13 protein-coding genes are annotated in these 16,612 nt (G+C 75.5%); 3 read left to right on the top strand and 10 right to left on the bottom strand.

Going from position 1 to position 16,612, the window contains the following annotated elements:
* Window positions 1–4 precede the first annotated feature (4 nt).
* From BM223_RS16215 to BM223_RS16195, 5 genes are all read right to left on the bottom strand, one after another.
* On the bottom strand, window positions 5–886 hold the full coding sequence (locus BM223_RS16215) for a universal stress protein (protein ID WP_038679746.1): 882 nt from the start codon (window positions 884–886) through the stop codon (window positions 5–7).
* Complete coding sequence (gene cydD / locus BM223_RS16210; protein WP_038679744.1) at window positions 883–4,269, bottom strand: thiol reductant ABC exporter subunit CydD; 3,387 nt, start codon at window positions 4,267–4,269, stop codon at window positions 883–885. Before cydD ends, BM223_RS16215 begins: the two co-directional genes overlap by 4 nt.
* A complete protein-coding gene (gene cydB / locus BM223_RS16205) occupies window positions 4,266–5,282 on the bottom strand; it encodes a cytochrome d ubiquinol oxidase subunit II (RefSeq protein WP_038679743.1) in 1,017 nt (338 codons plus the stop codon). The genes cydD and cydB overlap by 4 nt, the downstream gene beginning before the upstream one ends.
* 21 nt (window positions 5,283–5,303) lie before the next feature.
* On the bottom strand, window positions 5,304–6,737 hold the full coding sequence (locus BM223_RS16200; RefSeq protein WP_038679741.1) for a cytochrome ubiquinol oxidase subunit I: 1,434 nt from the start codon (window positions 6,735–6,737) through the stop codon (window positions 5,304–5,306).
* 116 nt (window positions 6,738–6,853) lie between these two features.
* Window positions 6,854–7,840 carry an Acg family FMN-binding oxidoreductase gene (locus BM223_RS16195; protein WP_052138760.1) on the bottom strand — a complete coding sequence of 329 codons (987 nt, stop codon included), beginning with the start codon at window positions 7,838–7,840 and terminating at the stop codon, window positions 6,854–6,856.
* A 126-nt stretch (window positions 7,841–7,966) separates the two neighbouring features.
* On the opposite strand from BM223_RS16195, the gene BM223_RS16190 reads away from it, so the two are divergent.
* On the top strand, window positions 7,967–8,638 hold the full coding sequence (locus BM223_RS16190) for a response regulator (protein WP_075018638.1): 672 nt from the start codon (window positions 7,967–7,969) through the stop codon (window positions 8,636–8,638).
* Here BM223_RS16190 and BM223_RS16185 read toward each other — a convergent pair.
* On the bottom strand, window positions 8,610–9,017 hold the full coding sequence (locus BM223_RS16185; protein WP_038684629.1) for a pyridoxamine 5'-phosphate oxidase family protein: 408 nt from the start codon (window positions 9,015–9,017) through the stop codon (window positions 8,610–8,612). The two genes, BM223_RS16190 and BM223_RS16185, sit on opposite strands and share 29 nt — an antisense overlap.
* 128 nt (window positions 9,018–9,145) lie before the next feature.
* Between BM223_RS16185 and BM223_RS16180 the strand changes: the two genes are divergently transcribed.
* The gene (locus BM223_RS16180; RefSeq protein ID WP_235318931.1) at window positions 9,146–10,660 is read left to right on the top strand and encodes a GAF domain-containing sensor histidine kinase; all 1,515 of its coding nucleotides are present in this window, start codon (window positions 9,146–9,148) and stop codon (window positions 10,658–10,660) included.
* On the opposite strand, the gene BM223_RS16175 is transcribed toward BM223_RS16180, so the two are convergent.
* The 3 genes from BM223_RS16175 to BM223_RS16165 are packed head-to-tail and all read right to left on the bottom strand — an operon-like array spanning window position 10,623 to window position 14,082.
* Complete coding sequence (locus BM223_RS16175; RefSeq protein WP_141267693.1) at window positions 10,623–12,134, bottom strand: acyl-CoA carboxylase subunit beta; 1,512 nt, start codon at window positions 12,132–12,134, stop codon at window positions 10,623–10,625. The genes BM223_RS16180 and BM223_RS16175 overlap by 38 nt on opposite strands.
* Before the next feature lie 29 nt (window positions 12,135–12,163).
* On the bottom strand, window positions 12,164–13,168 hold the full coding sequence (locus BM223_RS16170) for a 5'-3' exonuclease H3TH domain-containing protein (RefSeq protein ID WP_038679737.1): 1,005 nt from the start codon (window positions 13,166–13,168) through the stop codon (window positions 12,164–12,166).
* The gene (locus tag BM223_RS16165) at window positions 13,168–14,082 is read right to left on the bottom strand and encodes a phosphodiesterase (protein ID WP_038679735.1); all 915 of its coding nucleotides are present in this window, start codon (window positions 14,080–14,082) and stop codon (window positions 13,168–13,170) included. Before BM223_RS16165 ends, BM223_RS16170 begins: the two co-directional genes overlap by 1 nt.
* Before the next feature lie 31 nt (window positions 14,083–14,113).
* On the opposite strand from BM223_RS16165, the gene BM223_RS16160 reads away from it, so the two are divergent.
* A complete protein-coding gene (locus tag BM223_RS16160; protein ID WP_038679734.1) occupies window positions 14,114–14,527 on the top strand; it encodes a hypothetical protein in 414 nt (137 codons plus the stop codon).
* Here the strand turns inward: BM223_RS16160 and BM223_RS16155 are convergent.
* Complete coding sequence (locus BM223_RS16155; RefSeq protein WP_052138758.1) at window positions 14,524–16,590, bottom strand: RCC1 domain-containing protein; 2,067 nt, start codon at window positions 16,588–16,590, stop codon at window positions 14,524–14,526. The two genes, BM223_RS16160 and BM223_RS16155, sit on opposite strands and share 4 nt — an antisense overlap.
* Window positions 16,591–16,612: the final 22 nt, after the last annotated feature.

Raw genomic sequence — 16,612 nt, 5'->3', positions numbered from 1 at the left:
TCCTTCAGCAAGAGGGATCGGCCTGGGGGACGACGGCGACGGTGGTGTGCGCCCGCTCGACGACCGTGGTGGCCACGGCGCCGGTGACCAGGCGCAGGAGGGTGTCGACGGGGTGCCGGCCGACCACGACGGCGTCCCACCGGGCGCTGTCGGCGGCGAGCGCCTCCTCGGCGAGGCCGCTGGCGAGCCGGAGCTCGACGGCGACCTCCGGGTAGGCCGAGCGGATGCCGGCGATGCTCTCGGCGAGCAGCAGGCGGTGCTCCTCGGTCGGGCCGGGCTGCTCCCACACGCAGTGCATGACGGTGAGCGGCAGGTCGCGCAGCGAGGCCAGCCGGAAGGCGTGCTCCAGCACGGGCAGCGACTCGGGCGTGCCGTCGGCGCCGACGAGGATCCCGGCGCCCGCTCCCGGGGCGCGGTCCTCGGTGCCGGGCCGGCAGACGACCACCGGGCACGCGGCGTCGCGGCTGACCGAGGCGCTGACCGAGCCGAGCACCTTGCTGCGGAACAGCCCGCGCCCGCGCGAGCCCATGACGACGAGGTGCACCTGCCGGGACAGGTCGACGAGCACCTGGCGCGGGTCGCCGACCTGGACGGCGGTGGTGACGGCGAGCCCCGGGTGCAGGTGCTCGGCGCGGTCCCGCCCGGCGTCCGCGCTCGCGCGGCCGTGGGTGAGCAGGTCGTCGGGCTGGTAGGCGTAGGCCGCGCCCATGCCGGCCCAGGTGACGGCGGGGACGCCGGCGATGCCGACGGCGGTGAGGACGACGAGCGGCCGGCGCTCCAGGAACGCCTGGGCGGCGGCCCAGTCGATCGCGCGGTCGGCGTCGTCGGAGCCGTCCGCGGCGACGACGATGCTCGACGGGTCGATGGCGTGCTCCGTGGTGGTCATGGCTCCACCCTGCCCCCTGACGGGGGCTGCGGGCCACGGGCCGAGGCCCTCGACCGGCCGGGACCTTCGGCCCCCTCCGGGCCGTCGAGCACGACCGTGCGGTCGACCAGGTCGAGCCCCGCCGACGTGTGCGTGATCCACAGGACCGAGCGGTCGCGGTCGCCGCCGAGCACCTCCGCGGCCAGTGCGACGGCGGTCGCGTGGTCGAGGTGGGCGGTCGGCTCGTCGAGGACGAGCACCGGCTGGTCGGCCAGCAGGGAGCGGGCGACGCCGAGCCGGGCCCGCTCGCCACCCGAGACGTTCGCGTGGCCGGTGCCGAGCCAGGTGCCGAGTCCGTCGGGGAGCGCGTCCAGCCAGGCGCCCAGGTGGGCCTGGCGCAGTGCCCGCTCGACCTCGGCGTCGCTCGCGCCGGGCCGGGCCAGGCGGACGTTCTCGGCCACCGTGGTGGCGAACACGTGGGGGTGGTCGTCGACGAGGCCGACCTGACGCCGTACGTCGTCGAGGGCGAGGTCCTCCAGCGGCGCGCCCCCGAGCGCGGCCGTGCCGCCGGCGGGGTCGAGGAAGCGGAGCAGCACCGCGGCCAGCGTGCTCTTGCCCGAGCCCGACGGACCGACGACGGCGACCCGGTCGCCGGGACCGAGGTCCAGGGTGACCGGCCGGATCAGCGGCGCGCGGGTCTCCCAGCGCGCGGTCAGGGCATCGAGCGCGAGGTCGTGACCGCGCGCGGTGGCGCGCCCGGGGAGGTCGGGGACGGCGGGCGCGGTGTGCTCGAGCGCGCGCAGCCGGTCGTCGGCCGCGGCGGTCCGTGCGGCGAGCAGGCCCGCGTCGGCGGCGGGGAGTGCCACGTCGGCCAGCGCGAGCGGGAGCAGCACGAGCAGCGCCATGACGGGGCCCGCGAGGGTCCCGTGGGCGACCGCTCCGGCGCTGACCGCGGCGGTCGCCGCGACGGCCACGCCGCAGCCGACCAGGACGACCGCCCGGGCCGCGGTCAGCCAGCGCGCGGCGGTGGTGGCGACCGCGCCCATCCGAGCGCTCGTGGCGGCGACCCGGTCGGCGGTCGGGACGGCGCGCTGCCACATCCGCAGCTCGTCGGCGACCTGCACGGCCTCGACCACGGACGCCGACAGCTCGGCGCGCAGCGCGACCAGCCGGCGCTCGGCGCCCCGGGCGCCGTGCCGGGCGACCAGGAAGGCGACCGCGCCGGTCAGCCCCGTGGCCGCGACCACCGGACCGGCCGGAGGGTGCAGCAGCGTCGCGACGGCGGTGGCCAGCACGCCGACCAGGCCGAGCTGGACGAGGGGCATCCGGACCCGCAGCTGCCGGTCGACCACGCTGTCGACGTCGTCGACGACGGAGGTCAGCACGTCCCCGCGGCGGCGGCCGAGGCGTCCGGGGACGAGGGGGACCAGGGCGTCGTACACCTCGACGCGGCGGCGGGCCAGCAGCCGCAGGGCGGCATCGTGGGAGCGCAGCCGCTCGACGTACCGCAGCACGGGGCGAGCCAGGCCGAACGCCCGGACGCCGACCACCGCGACGAGCAGCGTCAGCACCGCGGGCCGGGTGGAGGCCTGGACGATCAGCCAGCCGGCGGTCGCGGTGAGCGCGACGCCGGACGCCGAGGCCAGGGCGCCGACGACGGCCGCGCCGGCGAGCATCCGGCGCTCGCCGCCGAGGGGCGTGTCGGCCGCGAGGGGGACGGGCGCCGGGGCCGGAGCGCCGGCAGGCACGGGCCCGGAGGTGGCCGCGGGTGCGAGTGCCGGGGCGGGGGCGGGCAGCACGATCCGGTGGTCGGCCAGCCCGACCAGGCGCGGCCGGTGCGCCACGACCAGGACGCCGCTGCGCCGGCCCAGTGCGACGATCGTGTCGGCGATGACCTGCTCGGTGAGGTCGTCGAGGTGCGCGGTCGGCTCGTCGAGCAGCACCCACGGCCGGTCCGCGAGGACCACCCGGGCGAGGGCGAGCCGGGCGCGCTCGCCGGCCGACAGCGTCGCGCCGTCCTCGCCGAGCGGGGTGGCGAGGCCCTGGGGGAGGGCGCGGACGCGCTCCTCGAGCGCGACCTCGCGCAGCACCGACCAGAGATCGTCGTCGTCGGCGTCGGGGCGCGAGAGCCGGAGGTTGTCGGCGACGCTGCCCGCGACGAACCGCGGCTGCTGGGGCAGCCACGCGACCTGGGCCTGCCACGAGGGGCCGCGGACCGGCCGGCCGCCCGCGGCGATGGTGCCCGACGTGACCGCCCCGGAGGGCAGGAGGCCCGCGACGGCCGCGAGCACGGTGGACTTGCCGCAGCCCGAGGGCCCGACGAGCGCGGTGACCCCGCGGGCGGGGACGAGCGCTGAGACGCCGGCGACCGCCGCCGCGGTCCGGCCGGGGTAGGTGACCGCGACCCCGTCGAGGACGAGCGTGGCGCCCAGCGGCGCGGGCGTGTCGGTCGCGCCGGTCGCGTCGGCCGGACCGGCCGCGAGCAGGTCGTGCGCCTCGGTGAAGGTGGCGGCGCCCTCGGCGGCGGCGTGGAACTCCGCGCCGACGCGGCGCAGCGGCCAGTAGGCCTCCGGCGCCAGCAGCAGGACGACGAGCGCGGTCGGCAGCCCGATCGACCCCGACGCCAGCCGGACGCCGACCGTGACGGCGACCAGCGCGACCGACAGCGTCGCGACCAGCTCGAGCACGGCCGACGACGCGAACGCGATCCGCAGCGTGCGCAGCGAGGCCCGGCGGTAGCGGTCGGTCACCTCCGCGATCCGTCCCGACTGAGCCCGCGCGCGGCGGTGGACGACGAGCGTGGGTAGGCCGCGCACGACGTCGAGGAAGTGGCCGGACAGCGAGGCCATCGCGCGCCACTGCTCCTCGGCGCGGTCCCGCGTGGCGAGGCCGACCAGGGCGCCGAACACCGGGACCAGCGGCAGCGTCGCGAGCACGATGACCGCGCTGAGCAGGTCCTGCGTGGCGATCGCGACGACGGTCAGCGGCGGCAGCACCGTCGCGACCACGAGCGCCGGGACGTAGCGGGTGACGTACGGCTCGGCCGCCGCGACGCCGCGGGTGGCCAGCACCGCCGCCGCACCGGGTGCCTCCGCGGCGCCGGCGCGGTCGACGTACGCGCGGACCAGGCGGTGCCGCAGCACCGTGCCGACCACCGCGGCGGCTCGCGCCGCGCACAGGTCGGCCGCGGCGCCGGTCAGCGCACGGAGCACCAGGACGCCCACGACCGCGAGCATCCAGCCGCCGAGCGGCTCGTCACGCAGCACGGCGACGACGAGCCCGGCCACCGCCCAGGCCTGGGCGATCACCACGAGACCGCCGAGCACGCCCGCCGCCACGACACCGGCGAGGCCGGCGCGGGCGGGGGCGAGCATCGCGCGCAGGCGCGGGTCCGAGGGCCTCATCGGGCCGGCTCGGGGAGCGGCGCCGGGATGTGGTGGATGGCGATCCGCTTGCGGAACACCCAGTAGGTCCAGCCCTGGTAGACCAGCACCAGCGGGGTGAAGACGACCGCGGTGACGGTCATGATCTTCAGCGTGTACGCCGTCGCGGCCGCGTTCGTGGTCGTCAGGCTGGTGCCGTCGGCCAGGGTCGTCGGCATGACGTCGGGGAAGAGCGCGAGGAAGAGACCCGCGACCGCGAGCCCGATCGCGACGAACGTGCCGAGGAACGCCCAGCCCTCGCGTCCCGCGCGGGCCGCCAGCCCGGCACCGACCAGGCCCACGGCGGCGACCACGAACGCGACCGCCGAGCCCACCGAGCCCGTCTGCTGCTGGGTCCACGCCAGGAAGGCGACCGCGAGCACGGCCGTCACGCCGACCAGCGGCACCGCCAGGCGGCGGGCGCGGTGCCGGATCTCGCCGTCCGTCTTGAGCGCGATGAAGAGAGCGCCGTGGGTGAGGAACAGCGCGAGCGTGGTCAGCCCGCCGAGCAGCGCGTAGGGGTTGAGCAGGTTGAAGAAGCCGCCCGCGTACTCCAGGTCCGCGTCGATCGGCACGCCGCGCAGGATGTTCGCGAACGCCACTCCCCACAGCAGCGACGGCACGAACGAGCCCACGATGATGGCCAGGTCCCAGCGGCTCTTCCAGCGCAGGTCCGGACGCTTGGCGCGGTACTCGAACGCGAGCCCGCGCACGATGAGCGCCAGCAGGATCAGCAGCAGGGGCAGGTAGAACCCGCTGAACAGCGTGGCGTACCACTCCGGGAACGCCGCGAACGTCGCGCCGCCGGCGACCAGCAGCCACACCTCGTTGCCGTCCCACACGGGTCCGATGGTGTTGATCATGACGCGGCGCTCGGTGTCGTCGCGGCCCAGCACCGGCAGCAGCATGCCGACGCCGAAGTCGAAGCCCTCGAGGGTGAAGTAGCCGATCCAGAGGACGGCGATGAGGACGAACCAGATGGTGGTGAGCTCCATGGCGGTGTCTGTCTCCGGTTCTCAGTAGGCGAAGGCGAGCGGGCGGTCCTCGCCGGCTTCGTCGGGGACGTCGGGCGGCAGCTCCTCGGCGCCCTTGCGGATCCAGGTGAGCATCAGCCGCACCTCGACGACCGCCAGCACGCCGTACACGAGGGTCAGTGCGATCAGCGAGATCCACGCCTCGGCGGTGGACAGGCCGGGCGAGACCGCGTGCTCGGTGGTCATCAGGCCGAAGACGGCCCACGGCTGGCGGCCCAGCTCGGTGAAGATCCACCCGAAGGAGTTGGCGAGCAGGGGCAGGAAGGGCAGCGCGAGGGCGGCGGCGAGAACCGCCCTGCCGGCGGGGGCGCGGCCGCGCCGGGTGGCCCAGAGGATCCAGGCGGCGATCGCGGCGCCGGCCATGCCGAGGCCCATCATCAGCCGGAACGACCAGTAGGTCAGCGGGATCACCGGCGTGTAGTCGCCGGGGGAGTAGTACGCCGCGCCGGGGTCGGCGCCGTAGGTGGCGCGGTACTTCTCGCGCAGCTCGTCGATGCCCTCGACCTTGCCGTCCGTCGTCCCGGTGGCGAGGAAGGAGAGCAGCCCGGGCACCTTGATCGAGAACGTCTCGTGCTCGCCGTCGAGCGTGCCGAGCTGGAAGACGGAGAAGTCGGCGGGCGCCTCGGTCTTGTAGAGGCCCTCGGCCGCGGCCATCTTCATCGGCTGGACCTCGGTCATGATCTTGCCCTGGATGTCGCCGCTGACGACGACGCCGAGCGCGGCCACCAGCACGATCCACGCGCCGGTGCGGACGGCGGGCCGGTAGATCCGCCGGTCCTCGTCGGTGCGGGCCCGGCGCAGGTGCCACAGCGCGACGCCGACGACGAACGCCGCGCCGGTCATGTACGCCGACAGCACGACGTGCGGGAAGGTCACGAGCTGGACCTTGTTGAGCAGCACGGCCGCGAAGTCGTTCATCTCCGCGCGGCCGGTGTCGGGGTTGAAGGCGTAGCCGACGGGGTGCTGCATCCACGAGTTGGCGGCGAGGATGAAGTACGCCGAGAACAGCGTGCCGACGTGCACCAGGACCATGCAGGCCGCGTGCAGCCGGGGGCTCAGCCGGTCCCAGCCGAAGATCCACAGCCCGAGGAAGGTCGACTCGAGGAAGAAGGCGAGCAGGCCCTCCACGGCCAGGGGAGCGCCGAAGACGTCGCCGACGAAGCGGGAGTAGTCGCTCCAGTTCATGCCGAACTGGAACTCCTGCACGATCCCCGTCACGACGCCGATCGCGAAGTTGATCAGGAACAGCTTGCCGAAGAACTTGGTCAGCCGCAGCCAGTGCTCGTCGCGGGTGCGCAGCCAGGTGATCTCGTAGCCGGCGATGATCGCCGAGAGACCGATGGTGATCGGGACGAACAGGAAGTGGTAGACGGTCGTGATGGCGAACTGCCACCGGGCGATGTCGGTCGGGTCCACGGGTGCTCCTGGCAGAGGGCGGGTGCTGACGCGTTCACGCTAGAAAGGCGCCGGGGTCCGCGCCCACGGCCGGAATCCCCCGTGCGGAGGGACCTTCGGCCCCCTCGGTCAGGACGTCAGGCCTCGAGGACGTCGGCGAGCGGGCGGCGCGGGGTGCGCGGCAGCCCGCTGCGGCCGATCGCCTGCCAGCCGACCCGGAGCAGGACGTGCGGCTCGAAGGCGCCGCCGAGCACGCTGCGGCCGATCTCGCGACGGGTCGTCTCGACCTCGATCGGCTGGCTCATCGGGACGACGGACAGCCCCGCCCGCGTGGCCTCCAGCCACAGCGCGCTCAGCGCCTCGCCCGTGCGCAGCCAGCCGGCCACGTCGTCGTGCGCGCCGCCGAGCGCGATCACCCGCTCGCCGCCGTGGAGCACCATCCGGGTGTCCTCCAGGAGCCCGGGCCGGAAGCGGGACCGGGCCCGTAGGGGGTCCGGGTCGCCGGGCAGCAGGGACGCGGGGATGCCGTCGGCACCGGTCCGCCCGATCCAGCGGTCCTGCTCGGCCTGCCGGCCGGCGTCGAGCTCGAGGTCGGTGAGGGCCTGGTTGGCGAGCAGCTCCAGCCGGAACCGGGCGCCGTCGTCCACGATCGCCGCAGCGTGGACGCCCCACGGAGCGGCCTCCCGGCACAGGTCCTCCAGGCGGTACCGCGGCACGGGCCAGTCGGTGAACCGGCGCCGGTCGGTGCAGCGGGTGCGCAGCAGCGCCAGGTCCGACGGCACGACGGGCGCCGGCGCGTCGCGGTGCACCCGCACGTCGGCGAGCACGGTCTCGTCGGCACCGGGCGGCAGCCGCCGGACGTCGGTCTCCCAGCCGAGCGCCCGGGCGGCGAGCTGCAGGTGGTGGAGCGCGGCCCCGCAGCTGATCGTCAGGTTGCGCCCGCGCGGGTCCTCGGCGGGCAGCCGGCGATCGAGGTCCGCGCGCAGCGTGAGCAGGCCGGCGTCGTACCGCCAGCGCCAGGGCTGGGTGTTGTGCACGCTCGGTGCCAGGCAGGCGAACGACACGAGGCGCTCGACGATGGTCGTCGGCGCGATCTCGGTGCGCGGCACGGCGGGGCTGCTCATGGCACGGTCCTCTCTCCTCCGTCCCACTGTCGCCGCCGCGCCGGGCCCGCGGGAGGGCCGAAGGTCCCGAGCCGGGAGGCGCGCGGTCCCCACCCGCTCGGGCCGTTCGCGGCTACCGTGGGGCAGGTGAGTGACGAAGCCACCGCCGACGGCGCGCAGATCCGCGTCTACCTGCTCGACGACCACGAGATGATCCGCCGCGGCATCCGCGACCTCCTCGAGAGCGAGGGCGACATCGTGGTCGTGGGCGAGTCCGACTCCGCGCCCGAGGCGACCCGCCGGATCCCGGCGCTGCGCCCCGACGTCGCCATCCTCGACGGCCGGCTGCCCGACGGCTCGGGCATCGACGTGTGCCGTGAGGTCCGCTCGCAGGACCCGTCGATCAAGGCGCTCATCCTCACGTCGTACGACGATGACGACGCGCTCTTCTCCGCGATCATGGCGGGCGCGGCCGGCTACGTCCTCAAGCAGGTGCGCGGCCACGACCTCCTCGACATCGTGCGCCGGGTCGCGGCCGGCCAGTCGACGCTCGACCCGTCCGTCACCGCCCAGGTGCTCGACCGGATCCGCTCCGGCCCGCCGGTCAACAAGGAGCTCGCGTCGCTGACCGAGCAGGAGCTGCGCATCCTCGACCTGATCGGCCAGGGCCTGACCAACAGGCAGATCGCGCGCGAGATCCACCTCGCCGAGAAGACCGTCAAGAACTACGTCTCCTCGCTGCTCGCCAAGCTCGGCATGTCGAGCCGCACCCAGGCGGCGATCTACGCCGTCAAGCACGCTCCGCGTGCGGAGGACTGAGCCGCCGCCCGCTGACCGCCCGCGCCTCGATCCGCAGCCCGAGCGTCCGGGGGCCGGTGACCCAGGGCGTCGGGGCGTCCGAGGCGTGCCGGTCGCGGGTGCACCGGCCCTGGACCAGGACGCTCCAGCCGCTGTGCGCCTCGACGTCGACCAGGTCGACCTCGAAACCGACCTCGCGGTCGGTGCCCTCCCGGGCGAGCTGGGAGTAGGGAGAGGTGCGGAGCACCACGGCGCCGTCGTCGACGGCGAAGTTGACCGGCACGACAACCACGCCGTGCGGCCCCGACCACGCGATCCGGCCCACCGGCCGGGAACGGAGGAGGTCCCAGCACTCCTGCTCGCCCAGCACGACCAGCCGGCCGGGCTGCGTCTCGGACATCGGCACCGGGACCACCTCCGCTTCTCCTTCGGGGACGTCTCCAGCCTGCGCCGGGCCGGGCCGGACGGCCAGGAGCGGGAGTCCCCACCCGCCAGGTCCTTGGTCCCGCCGCTGCTAGCGTGGCCGCCGTGAACCTCGAGGAGGTCGAGTTCGAGGACCTGGTCCGTGCGGTGCTGGACCGGATGCACGGCGCGCTCGACCAGCAGGCCCGGCTGCAGCTGCTGCTCGACGCCGTCGTCACGATCTCCGCCGACCTCAGCCTCGACGGCGTGCTGTCGCGGATCGTCGCGATCGCCTCGCGGCTGGTCGACGCCCGGTACGCCGCGCTCGGCGTCCTCAGCGCGGGCCAGCAGCGTCGGCTGCGGACGTTCGTCCACCACGGCATCGCCGACGACCTGGCCGCCGAGATCGGCGAGCTGCCGACCGGGCACGGGCTGCTGGGGCTGATCATCGACCGCCCCGAGCCGCTGCGGCTCCACGACATCGCGGAGCACCCGGCGTCGTACGGGTTCCCGGAGCACCACCCCCCGATGAGCTCGTTCCTGGGCGTCCCGGTGCGCATCCGGGACCGGGTGTTCGGCAACCTCTACCTGACCGAGAAGGCCGGTGGCGGCGACTTCACGGCCGAGGACGAGGAGATCGTCGTCGCGCTCGCGGCCGCGGCCGGCGTCGCGATCGAGAACGCCCGCCTCTACGAGGAGGCCCAGGTCCGCGAGCAGTGGGCGCGGGCGAGCGCCGGGCTCGCCTCGCTGCTCGCCGAGCCGGCCGGCGACCCGGTGGCCGCGGTTGCCGAGCGGGCCCGGCAGATCGCCCAGGCGGACGCCGCCTGGGCCGGCGACGCCGACCGGTCCCACGACGGCCCGGTCCTCAGCGTGCCGTTCGCCGCGGCCGCCGGCGCCGACGGGACGCTCTCGCTGGCCTGGGCGCCCGAGCACGAGGACCGCTTCCACGCGCTCGACCCGCAGCTCGTCACGGCGTACGCCGAGCAGGCGGCGCTCACCCTCCAGCTGGCCGAGGCGCGCGAGGACCAGCGCCGGCTCGCCGTCCTCGAGGACCGCGACCGGATCGGCCGCGACCTGCACGACCTCGTCATCCAGCGGTTGTTCGCGGTCGGCCTCGGCCTGCAGGGCACCACCCGGATGGTGGACCGCCCCGACGCGGCGGCCCGGATCGACCAGGCGGTCGACGACCTCGACGCGACCATCAAGGACATCCGCCGCGCGATCTTCGGGCTGAGCTCGCTCGACACCGCGGGCGACATCCAGGCCGAGGTGACCCGGCTCGTCGACCGCGCGGCCGCGACCTTGAAGTTCCGGCCGTCGCTGCGCTTCGAGGGCCCGGTCCGCACGCTCGTCCCGGACGACATCGCGCCCGACCTGCTCGCCGTCCTGGCCGAGGGGCTGTCCAACGCCAGCCGGCACGCCGGGGCGAGCGCGGTCGAGGTCGTTGTCGAGGCGGGGGAGCGGATCGTGCTGACCGTGCGCGACGACGGGCGCGGGATGACCGGCGCCGGCGCCGAGAGCGGCCTGGCCAACATCCGGGCCCGGGCCGAGCAGCGCGGCGGCAGCCTCGTCATCGACTCGGCGCCCGGGCGCGGGACGAGCCTCAGCTGGTCGGTGCCGCGCGCAGCGTCGCCGCGATGATCGCGCGGGTCTCGGCCGGGTCGACGACGTCGTCGATCTCGAAGACCCGGGCGGCGTTGAGCGCACTGGCGTTCTTGCGGAACGCCGCGGTCTGCTCGGCGACGACGGCCTCGCGCTCGGCCTCCGGCAGCGCGGCGAGCTCGTGCGCCATCGCCAGCCGGACCGCGCCCTCGAGGCCCATCGGCCCGAGGTGCGCGTCGGGCCAGGCGATGGTGAGCAGCGGGCGGTGCGTGCTGCCGCCGAGCATGGCCTGCGCTCCGAGGCCGTAGCCGCGGCGCAGCACCACCCCGACCAGCGGCACGCTCAGCCGGGCGCCGGCGGTCACCATCCGCGAGGCGTGCCGGACCAGTCCGGTGCGCTCGGCCTCCGGACCCACCATGAAGCCCGGCGTGTCGACCAGCGAGACCACCGGCAGCCGCCAGCGCTCGCACAGCTCGAGGAAGTCGGCGGCCTTGGCGGACGCGTCGGCCGTCAGCGCACCGGCCAGGTGGGTGGACTGGTTGGCGACGACGCCGACCGGGATGCCCTCGACGCGCGCGAAGGCGGTCACCAGCTCGGGCGCCCAGCCCTCGCGCAGCCAGACCACGCTGTCGTGGTCGGCCAGCGCGGTGACGACCGGGCGGACGTCGAAGGCCTCGCGATCGTTCTCGGGGAGCATCGTGCGCAGCGCGTCCTGGTCGTCCGCGGCGCCCGGCTCCCGCGCACCGGCGAGGTAGCCGAGCAGCTGCCGGACGACCGCGACGGCCTCCTCCTCGTCGTCCACCACGACGTCGAGCACCCCGTTGGCCGACTGCTCGTCGACGGGCCCGATCTCCTCGGGCGCGAACTGGCCGAGCCCACCGCCCGCGATCATCGCCGGGCCGGCCATGCCGAGGTTCGCGTCCGGCGTCGCCACCCGCAGGTCGGCGCAGCCGGCGAGCACCGCGTTGCCCGCGAAGCAGCGCCCCGACACCACGGCGATCCGCGGCACCACGCCCTCGAGCGCGCCCCACAGCGCGAACGAGCCGACGTCGAGCGCCGAGACCATCGGCAGGTCGGTGTCGCCCGGGCGGCCGCCCCCGCCCTCGGTGAAGAAGACCGTCGGCAGCCCCATCCGGCCGATCAGCTCGATGAGCCGGTCGGACTTGCGGTGCCCGCGCATCCCCTGCGTGCCGGCCATGACGAGGTAGTCGTACGACAGCACCGCGCACGGACGCCCGTCGATCGTCGCCGTCCCTCCGATGATGCCGTCGGCCGGCGCCTCGACGACCAGGTCGGCCAGCGGCCGCCGGCCCTCCTGGGCGGCCGTGACGAAGCGCCCGTACTCCACGAAGCTGCCCGGGTCGACCAGGTCGGCCAGGTTCTCGCGGGCCGTGCGGCGGCCGCGGGCGTGCCACCGCGCGACCTTCTCGGCGCGCGCGGCGTCGGTGGTGAGGAAGCGCCGGGCGAGCACCTCCGTGAGTCCCTGGGCCGGGGCGGGTGCGTCGTCGGTCACCGGCCCATCATGGCGCAGGAGGCCGGACGTCAGCCGCGGGGCACCGACGCCGGGTCGCCGGTGAGCACCCGCAGCGCGAGCGCCGTCGTCGCCTCCATGTTGAGGTGCCCGACCACCCGCTCGACCCGCTGGATGTCGAGCGGCAGCAGCCCGGGGGAGCCCGGCACGTCGGGGGTGAGCCCGAGGTCGAGGTCGGTGCGCCCCGCCATCATCCGCAGGTTGAACTCGTAGACCTCGCGCGCGCCCGGCGCGCTCAGCCGCTTCACGACGGTCGCGCCGATCCGCCGGCCACCGGTCTCGGCGCCCCAGGCGTCGAGCGCGGCGGCCACGGAGCGCCCCTCGTCGTGCTCGACGTCGGCCCACACCTCGTGCATCGAGCCGATGTGCGAGAGGAGCGTGGCGGCGGTCTTCTCACCGATCCCCGGGACGCCGGGCAGGTTGTCGCTCGCGTCGCCCCGGACGGCGGCGAACTCGAGGTAGCGGTCGGCCGGGACGCCGTACATCATCTTGATCCGGGCCGGGGTCAGCAGCGGCGAGCCGTGGATGCCGCCGTCGATGAGGCGCAGCACCTTGGTGTGGTCGCTGATGTGGGCGAACGAGTCGCGGTCGGACGTGATGATCACGCAGTCCCAGTCGTTCGTCTCGGCCCAGGTCGCGGCCGACGCGTTGACGTCGTCGGCCTCCAGCCCGGGCGGCGTGAGCGTCGCCAGGCCCAGGGCGTCGAGGAGCGCGCCCGCGCGGTCGAGCTGGTCGACGAGCTCGGGGTCCTTCTCGGCGCGCCCGGCCTTGTAGTCGGGATAGGCGTCGCGGCGCACGGACGCCGTTCGGTCGTCGAGCCCGAAGATGACGGCGTCGGGGGCGAAGGCGTCGATGGACTCGATGATCTGGCGCAGCATCCCGTGCAGTGCCCACGCGGGCCGGCCGGTCCGGTCGCGGAGCCGGGTGTGCCGGCGCGCGTGGTGGTTGCGGTGCAGCAGCGAGGGCGCGTCGACGGCCAGCAGGAGCCGGCGGGGGCGGTCGGTCGCGGACGCCATCAGGTCGGCTCGACGTTGAGCGGGGAGTCCTTGCGCGCGACCAGGTCGAACCGCTCGGCCGGGGTGAGCGCCAGGAACGCCTCGAGCAGCTCCTCGCCGCGGCCCGTCACCTCGGTGGCGTCGGTCGCGGGCACCACGGAGTGGACCACCCGATCGTCGTACAGGTGGAGCATGGTGAACGCCTGGTGCCCGTCGACGCCGGCCACCATCCGCGCCTCGGGCGCGACCTCGGAGGTGTAGCAGGTCGCCGACGCGACCGAGACCGGCACGCCCGCGAACGTCGAGTACGACGTGAAGTGGAAGTGCCCGCCCAGGATGCCCCGGACGTCGCTGCCCCGGACGACGGCGGCGAGCCGCTCCTGGTCGTGCAGCTCGATCAGCTCGGCCAGGCGCAGCATCGGCACCGGGATCGGCGGGTGGTGCATCGCCAGGAGCGTGCCGTGCGGGGCCGGGGTGGCCAGGACGTCGGCGAGCCAGGCGAGCTGCTCGTCGCTCAGCTCGCCGTGGTGCCAGCCGGGCACGCTGGTGTCGAGCGCGACGATCCGCAGGCCGGCGACGTCGTGCACCCGGTCGCGCGGGGCGTCGTCGTCGGTGCCGAGCAGGGCCTGCCCGAACGCCCGGCGCTCGTCGTGGTTGCCCATCACCCACACCACCTCGGCGCCGAGCTCGTCGGCGACCGGCTCGACGATCGCACGCAGCCGGGCGTAGGCACCGGGCTCGGCCCGGTCGGCGAGGTCGCCGGTGAACACGAGCGCCTGCGGGGGAGTCGGCAGCCGCCGCAGCCGGGCCAGCGCCCGCTCCAGGTGCGCGGCCGTGTCGACGGCGTCGTAGAGCAGCCGGTCGGCGAGCAGGTGGGGGTCGCTGAGGTGCGCGACGACGTGGGTCGGGTCCGGGTACTGGCCGAGGGGCTCCACGGCGACAGCGTACGGGCGCTACTCTTCGAACATGCGTTCGGGACGACGGGCGGCCGCCGAGGCCCAGGAGTGCCTGCCGCTCGACCTGCCGCCGCCCGAGCCGGCGGTGCCGCGCCCGGCCGCCCGCAAGGCCCCGCCCCGGGCCGCGCCCGGCGACGGCGACGACGTCCGGATCCGGCTGCGCAACGATGCCCTCGCCTCCCACGGCTGGCCGGCGGGCACCGAGCTCCTGGTCTCCTCCGACCGCCGCCCGCGCCGCGGGGAAGTGGCGCTGGTGCGCGAGGGCGGCCGGCTCCGGATCGGCGTCCTCGAGGTGCAGTTCGGGCGCTCGGCGCTGCGCACCGACCACGGCGCGACGCTGCTCGGCGCCGGGGCACGGATGGTGGGCGTGGTGACCGTCGCGGGCGCGCCGCTGGCCGGGATGCCGGGGCCTCCGGCGTCCTAGGGCGCGACGACGATCGTCCAGGCGACCGCCTTGCCCGAGGCCACGCTCGCCGTCGCCGTGTGCGCGGGCCAGGTGCCGGCCGGCGCCGGTCCGCCGTCGGCGGTGAGGACGCCGAGCTGCCCGCTCCCGCTGCCGGTGCCCGTCCGCCGCACGACCAGGTCGCCCGGCGTGGTCCAGGTGACGGCGCTGTTGACCTTCGTCACCCAGTGCTGGACGACGCGCGAGCCGTCGGCGCCGACCGCCGCCGACGGGGCCAGGTGGGCCGCTCCGGTGCCGGTCTCGGCGCGCGAGGCCGTCGCCGTGACGCCGCTCCCGTCGTACGCCGCGAGGGTGGCGTCGACCTTGCTCTGGGCATCGAGGGCGAGCGTCACGGTCGAGCCGGGGGTGCCGGCCGCGGCGAGCCGGGTGAACGCCCACGAGCGCAGGTCGGTCCCGTCGGTGACCGTGCCGAGCGGCGTCCAGCCGGCCGGCGTGGCGAGCGTGGCCAGCCGGTTGGTGGCGACCAGGAGCACGAGGACGTCGTCGGGCTGCACGGTGCTCGGGACGACCAGGGCCGCGCTCGCCGCGTTGCGGCTGACTCCGGTCACCGCGCGCAGCTCGGCCGTCGTCCCGGTGCCGGGCTCGGTCGCGGTCACCGGGAGCGTCGTGGTGCCGGTGGCGCCGTCGTCGTCGGTGACGGTGAGCGTCACGGTGTAGGTGCCTGCCGCGGCGTAGTCGTGGCTGGCCGTGGGATCGGTGCCCGAGGCCGTCGTCCCATCACCGAAGTCCCACGCGTAGCCGGTGATCGTCCCGTCGACGTCGCTCGAACCGGCGCCCGAGGTGGCACAGCTGAGCAGGGTGCAGCTCCCGGTGGCGCGCGCGGTCGGCGGCTGGTTCACCGGTGGCCCGGCCGGCGTCGACAGCGCCACGGAGAACTCCGCGCCACCGCTCACCCGGGTCACGTCGGTGGCGCCGACGACGGTCACCGCCGACGTCCGGCTGGTCGTGGTGCCGTCGCCGAGCTGGCCGGACGAGTTGTGCCCCCACGCACGGACCGTCCCGTCGGCGAGCGCGGCCAGCCCGTGGTCGCGGCCCGAGCCGATCGTCACCGCGCCGCTCACCCCGAGGACGACGACCGGGCGGGTCCGCTGCGTCGTCGTCCCGTCGCCCAGCTCGTCGCGGTAGTTGCGGCCCCAGGCCTGCACGCGGCCGTCGTCGCGCAGCGCGTAGGAGTGGTGCGCGCCCGCGGCGACCATGGTCAGCCCGGCGCCGAGGGTGCTGACCGGGACGGGCGAGGTCCGGTCGGTGAGCGTCCCGTCGCCCAGCTGGCCGTAGGCGTTCCAGCCCCACGACCAGACCGAACCGTCGGAGCGCAGCGCGAGCCCGTGGTCGCGTCCGCCGGCGACCTGGGTGACGTCGGTGAGCGTGCCGACCCGGACCGGCGTGGTCCGGGTCGTCGTCGTCCCGTCGCCGAGCTGGCCGTCGCCGTTGAGCCCCCAGGCCCACAGGGTCCCGTCGGTCGCGATGGCATAGCTCATGTCGCGCCCGGCGGCGACGTACCGGTAGGTGCGCGTGCCGGCGACGCGGACCGGGCGGTTGCGGGTCGTGGTGGTGCCGTCGCCGAGCTGGCCGGCGAAGTTGTAGCCCCACGTCCACACCGATCCGTCCGCCCGCAGCGCGAGCGAGTGGTAGTGGCCGGTCGAGACCATCGTCACGTCGGTCAGCCCGGTGACGGCCGCCGGCGTGGACCGGTTGCCGCCGGCCCCGGTCCCCAGCTGGCTCATCTGGTTGCTGCCCCAGGTCACGACCGTGCCGTCCGCCCGCAGTGCGACGACGTGCTCGCGCCCGGTGTGGACGTCGACGACGTCGTCCAGCCCGGCGAGCGCGACGGCCGTGCGGTGCGGCGTCGTCGTCCCGTCGCCGAGCTCGCCGAAGACGTTGCCGCCCCACGAGGACGGCGTCCCCGGCGGGGTGCTCGCCGCGGGCGTGAGCTGCGGGGCGCCGAGGTCGGGCAGGCACAGCAGCAGGCTCACCAGCAGCCCGACGAGGATGCCGTCGAGGACGCGCGCGAGGAGCCGGGCCACCTCTCGACGTTAGGGCGGACGC

Source organism: Pimelobacter simplex, from assembly GCF_900114845.1.
In the GTDB taxonomy this organism is placed as follows: Bacteria; Actinomycetota; Actinomycetes; order Propionibacteriales; family Nocardioidaceae; genus Nocardioides; species Nocardioides simplex.
Note: the sequence above shows the minus strand (reverse complement) of the source record. Positions and strands in the feature narration are given on the sequence as shown.

What these genes read in the sequence shown, in the direction of transcription:
- cydB (WP_038679743.1), bottom strand. Translation starts at nt 5,282, where the DNA reads ATGGAGCTCACCACCATCTGGTTCGTCCTCATCGCCGTCCTCTGGATC.
- BM223_RS16185 (WP_038684629.1), bottom strand. Translation starts at nt 9,017, where the DNA reads ATGTCCGAGACGCAGCCCGGCCGGCTGGTCGTGCTGGGCGAGCAGGAG.
- BM223_RS16215 (WP_038679746.1), bottom strand. Translation starts at nt 886, where the DNA reads ATGACCACCACGGAGCACGCCATCGACCCGTCGAGCATCGTCGTCGCC.
- cydD (WP_038679744.1), bottom strand. Translation starts at nt 4,269, where the DNA reads ATGAGGCCCTCGGACCCGCGCCTGCGCGCGATGCTCGCCCCCGCCCGC.
- BM223_RS16160 (WP_038679734.1), top strand. Translation starts at nt 14,114, where the DNA reads ATGCGTTCGGGACGACGGGCGGCCGCCGAGGCCCAGGAGTGCCTGCCG.
- BM223_RS16195 (WP_052138760.1), bottom strand. Translation starts at nt 7,840, where the DNA reads ATGAGCAGCCCCGCCGTGCCGCGCACCGAGATCGCGCCGACGACCATC.
- BM223_RS16170 (WP_038679737.1), bottom strand. Translation starts at nt 13,168, where the DNA reads ATGGCGTCCGCGACCGACCGCCCCCGCCGGCTCCTGCTGGCCGTCGAC.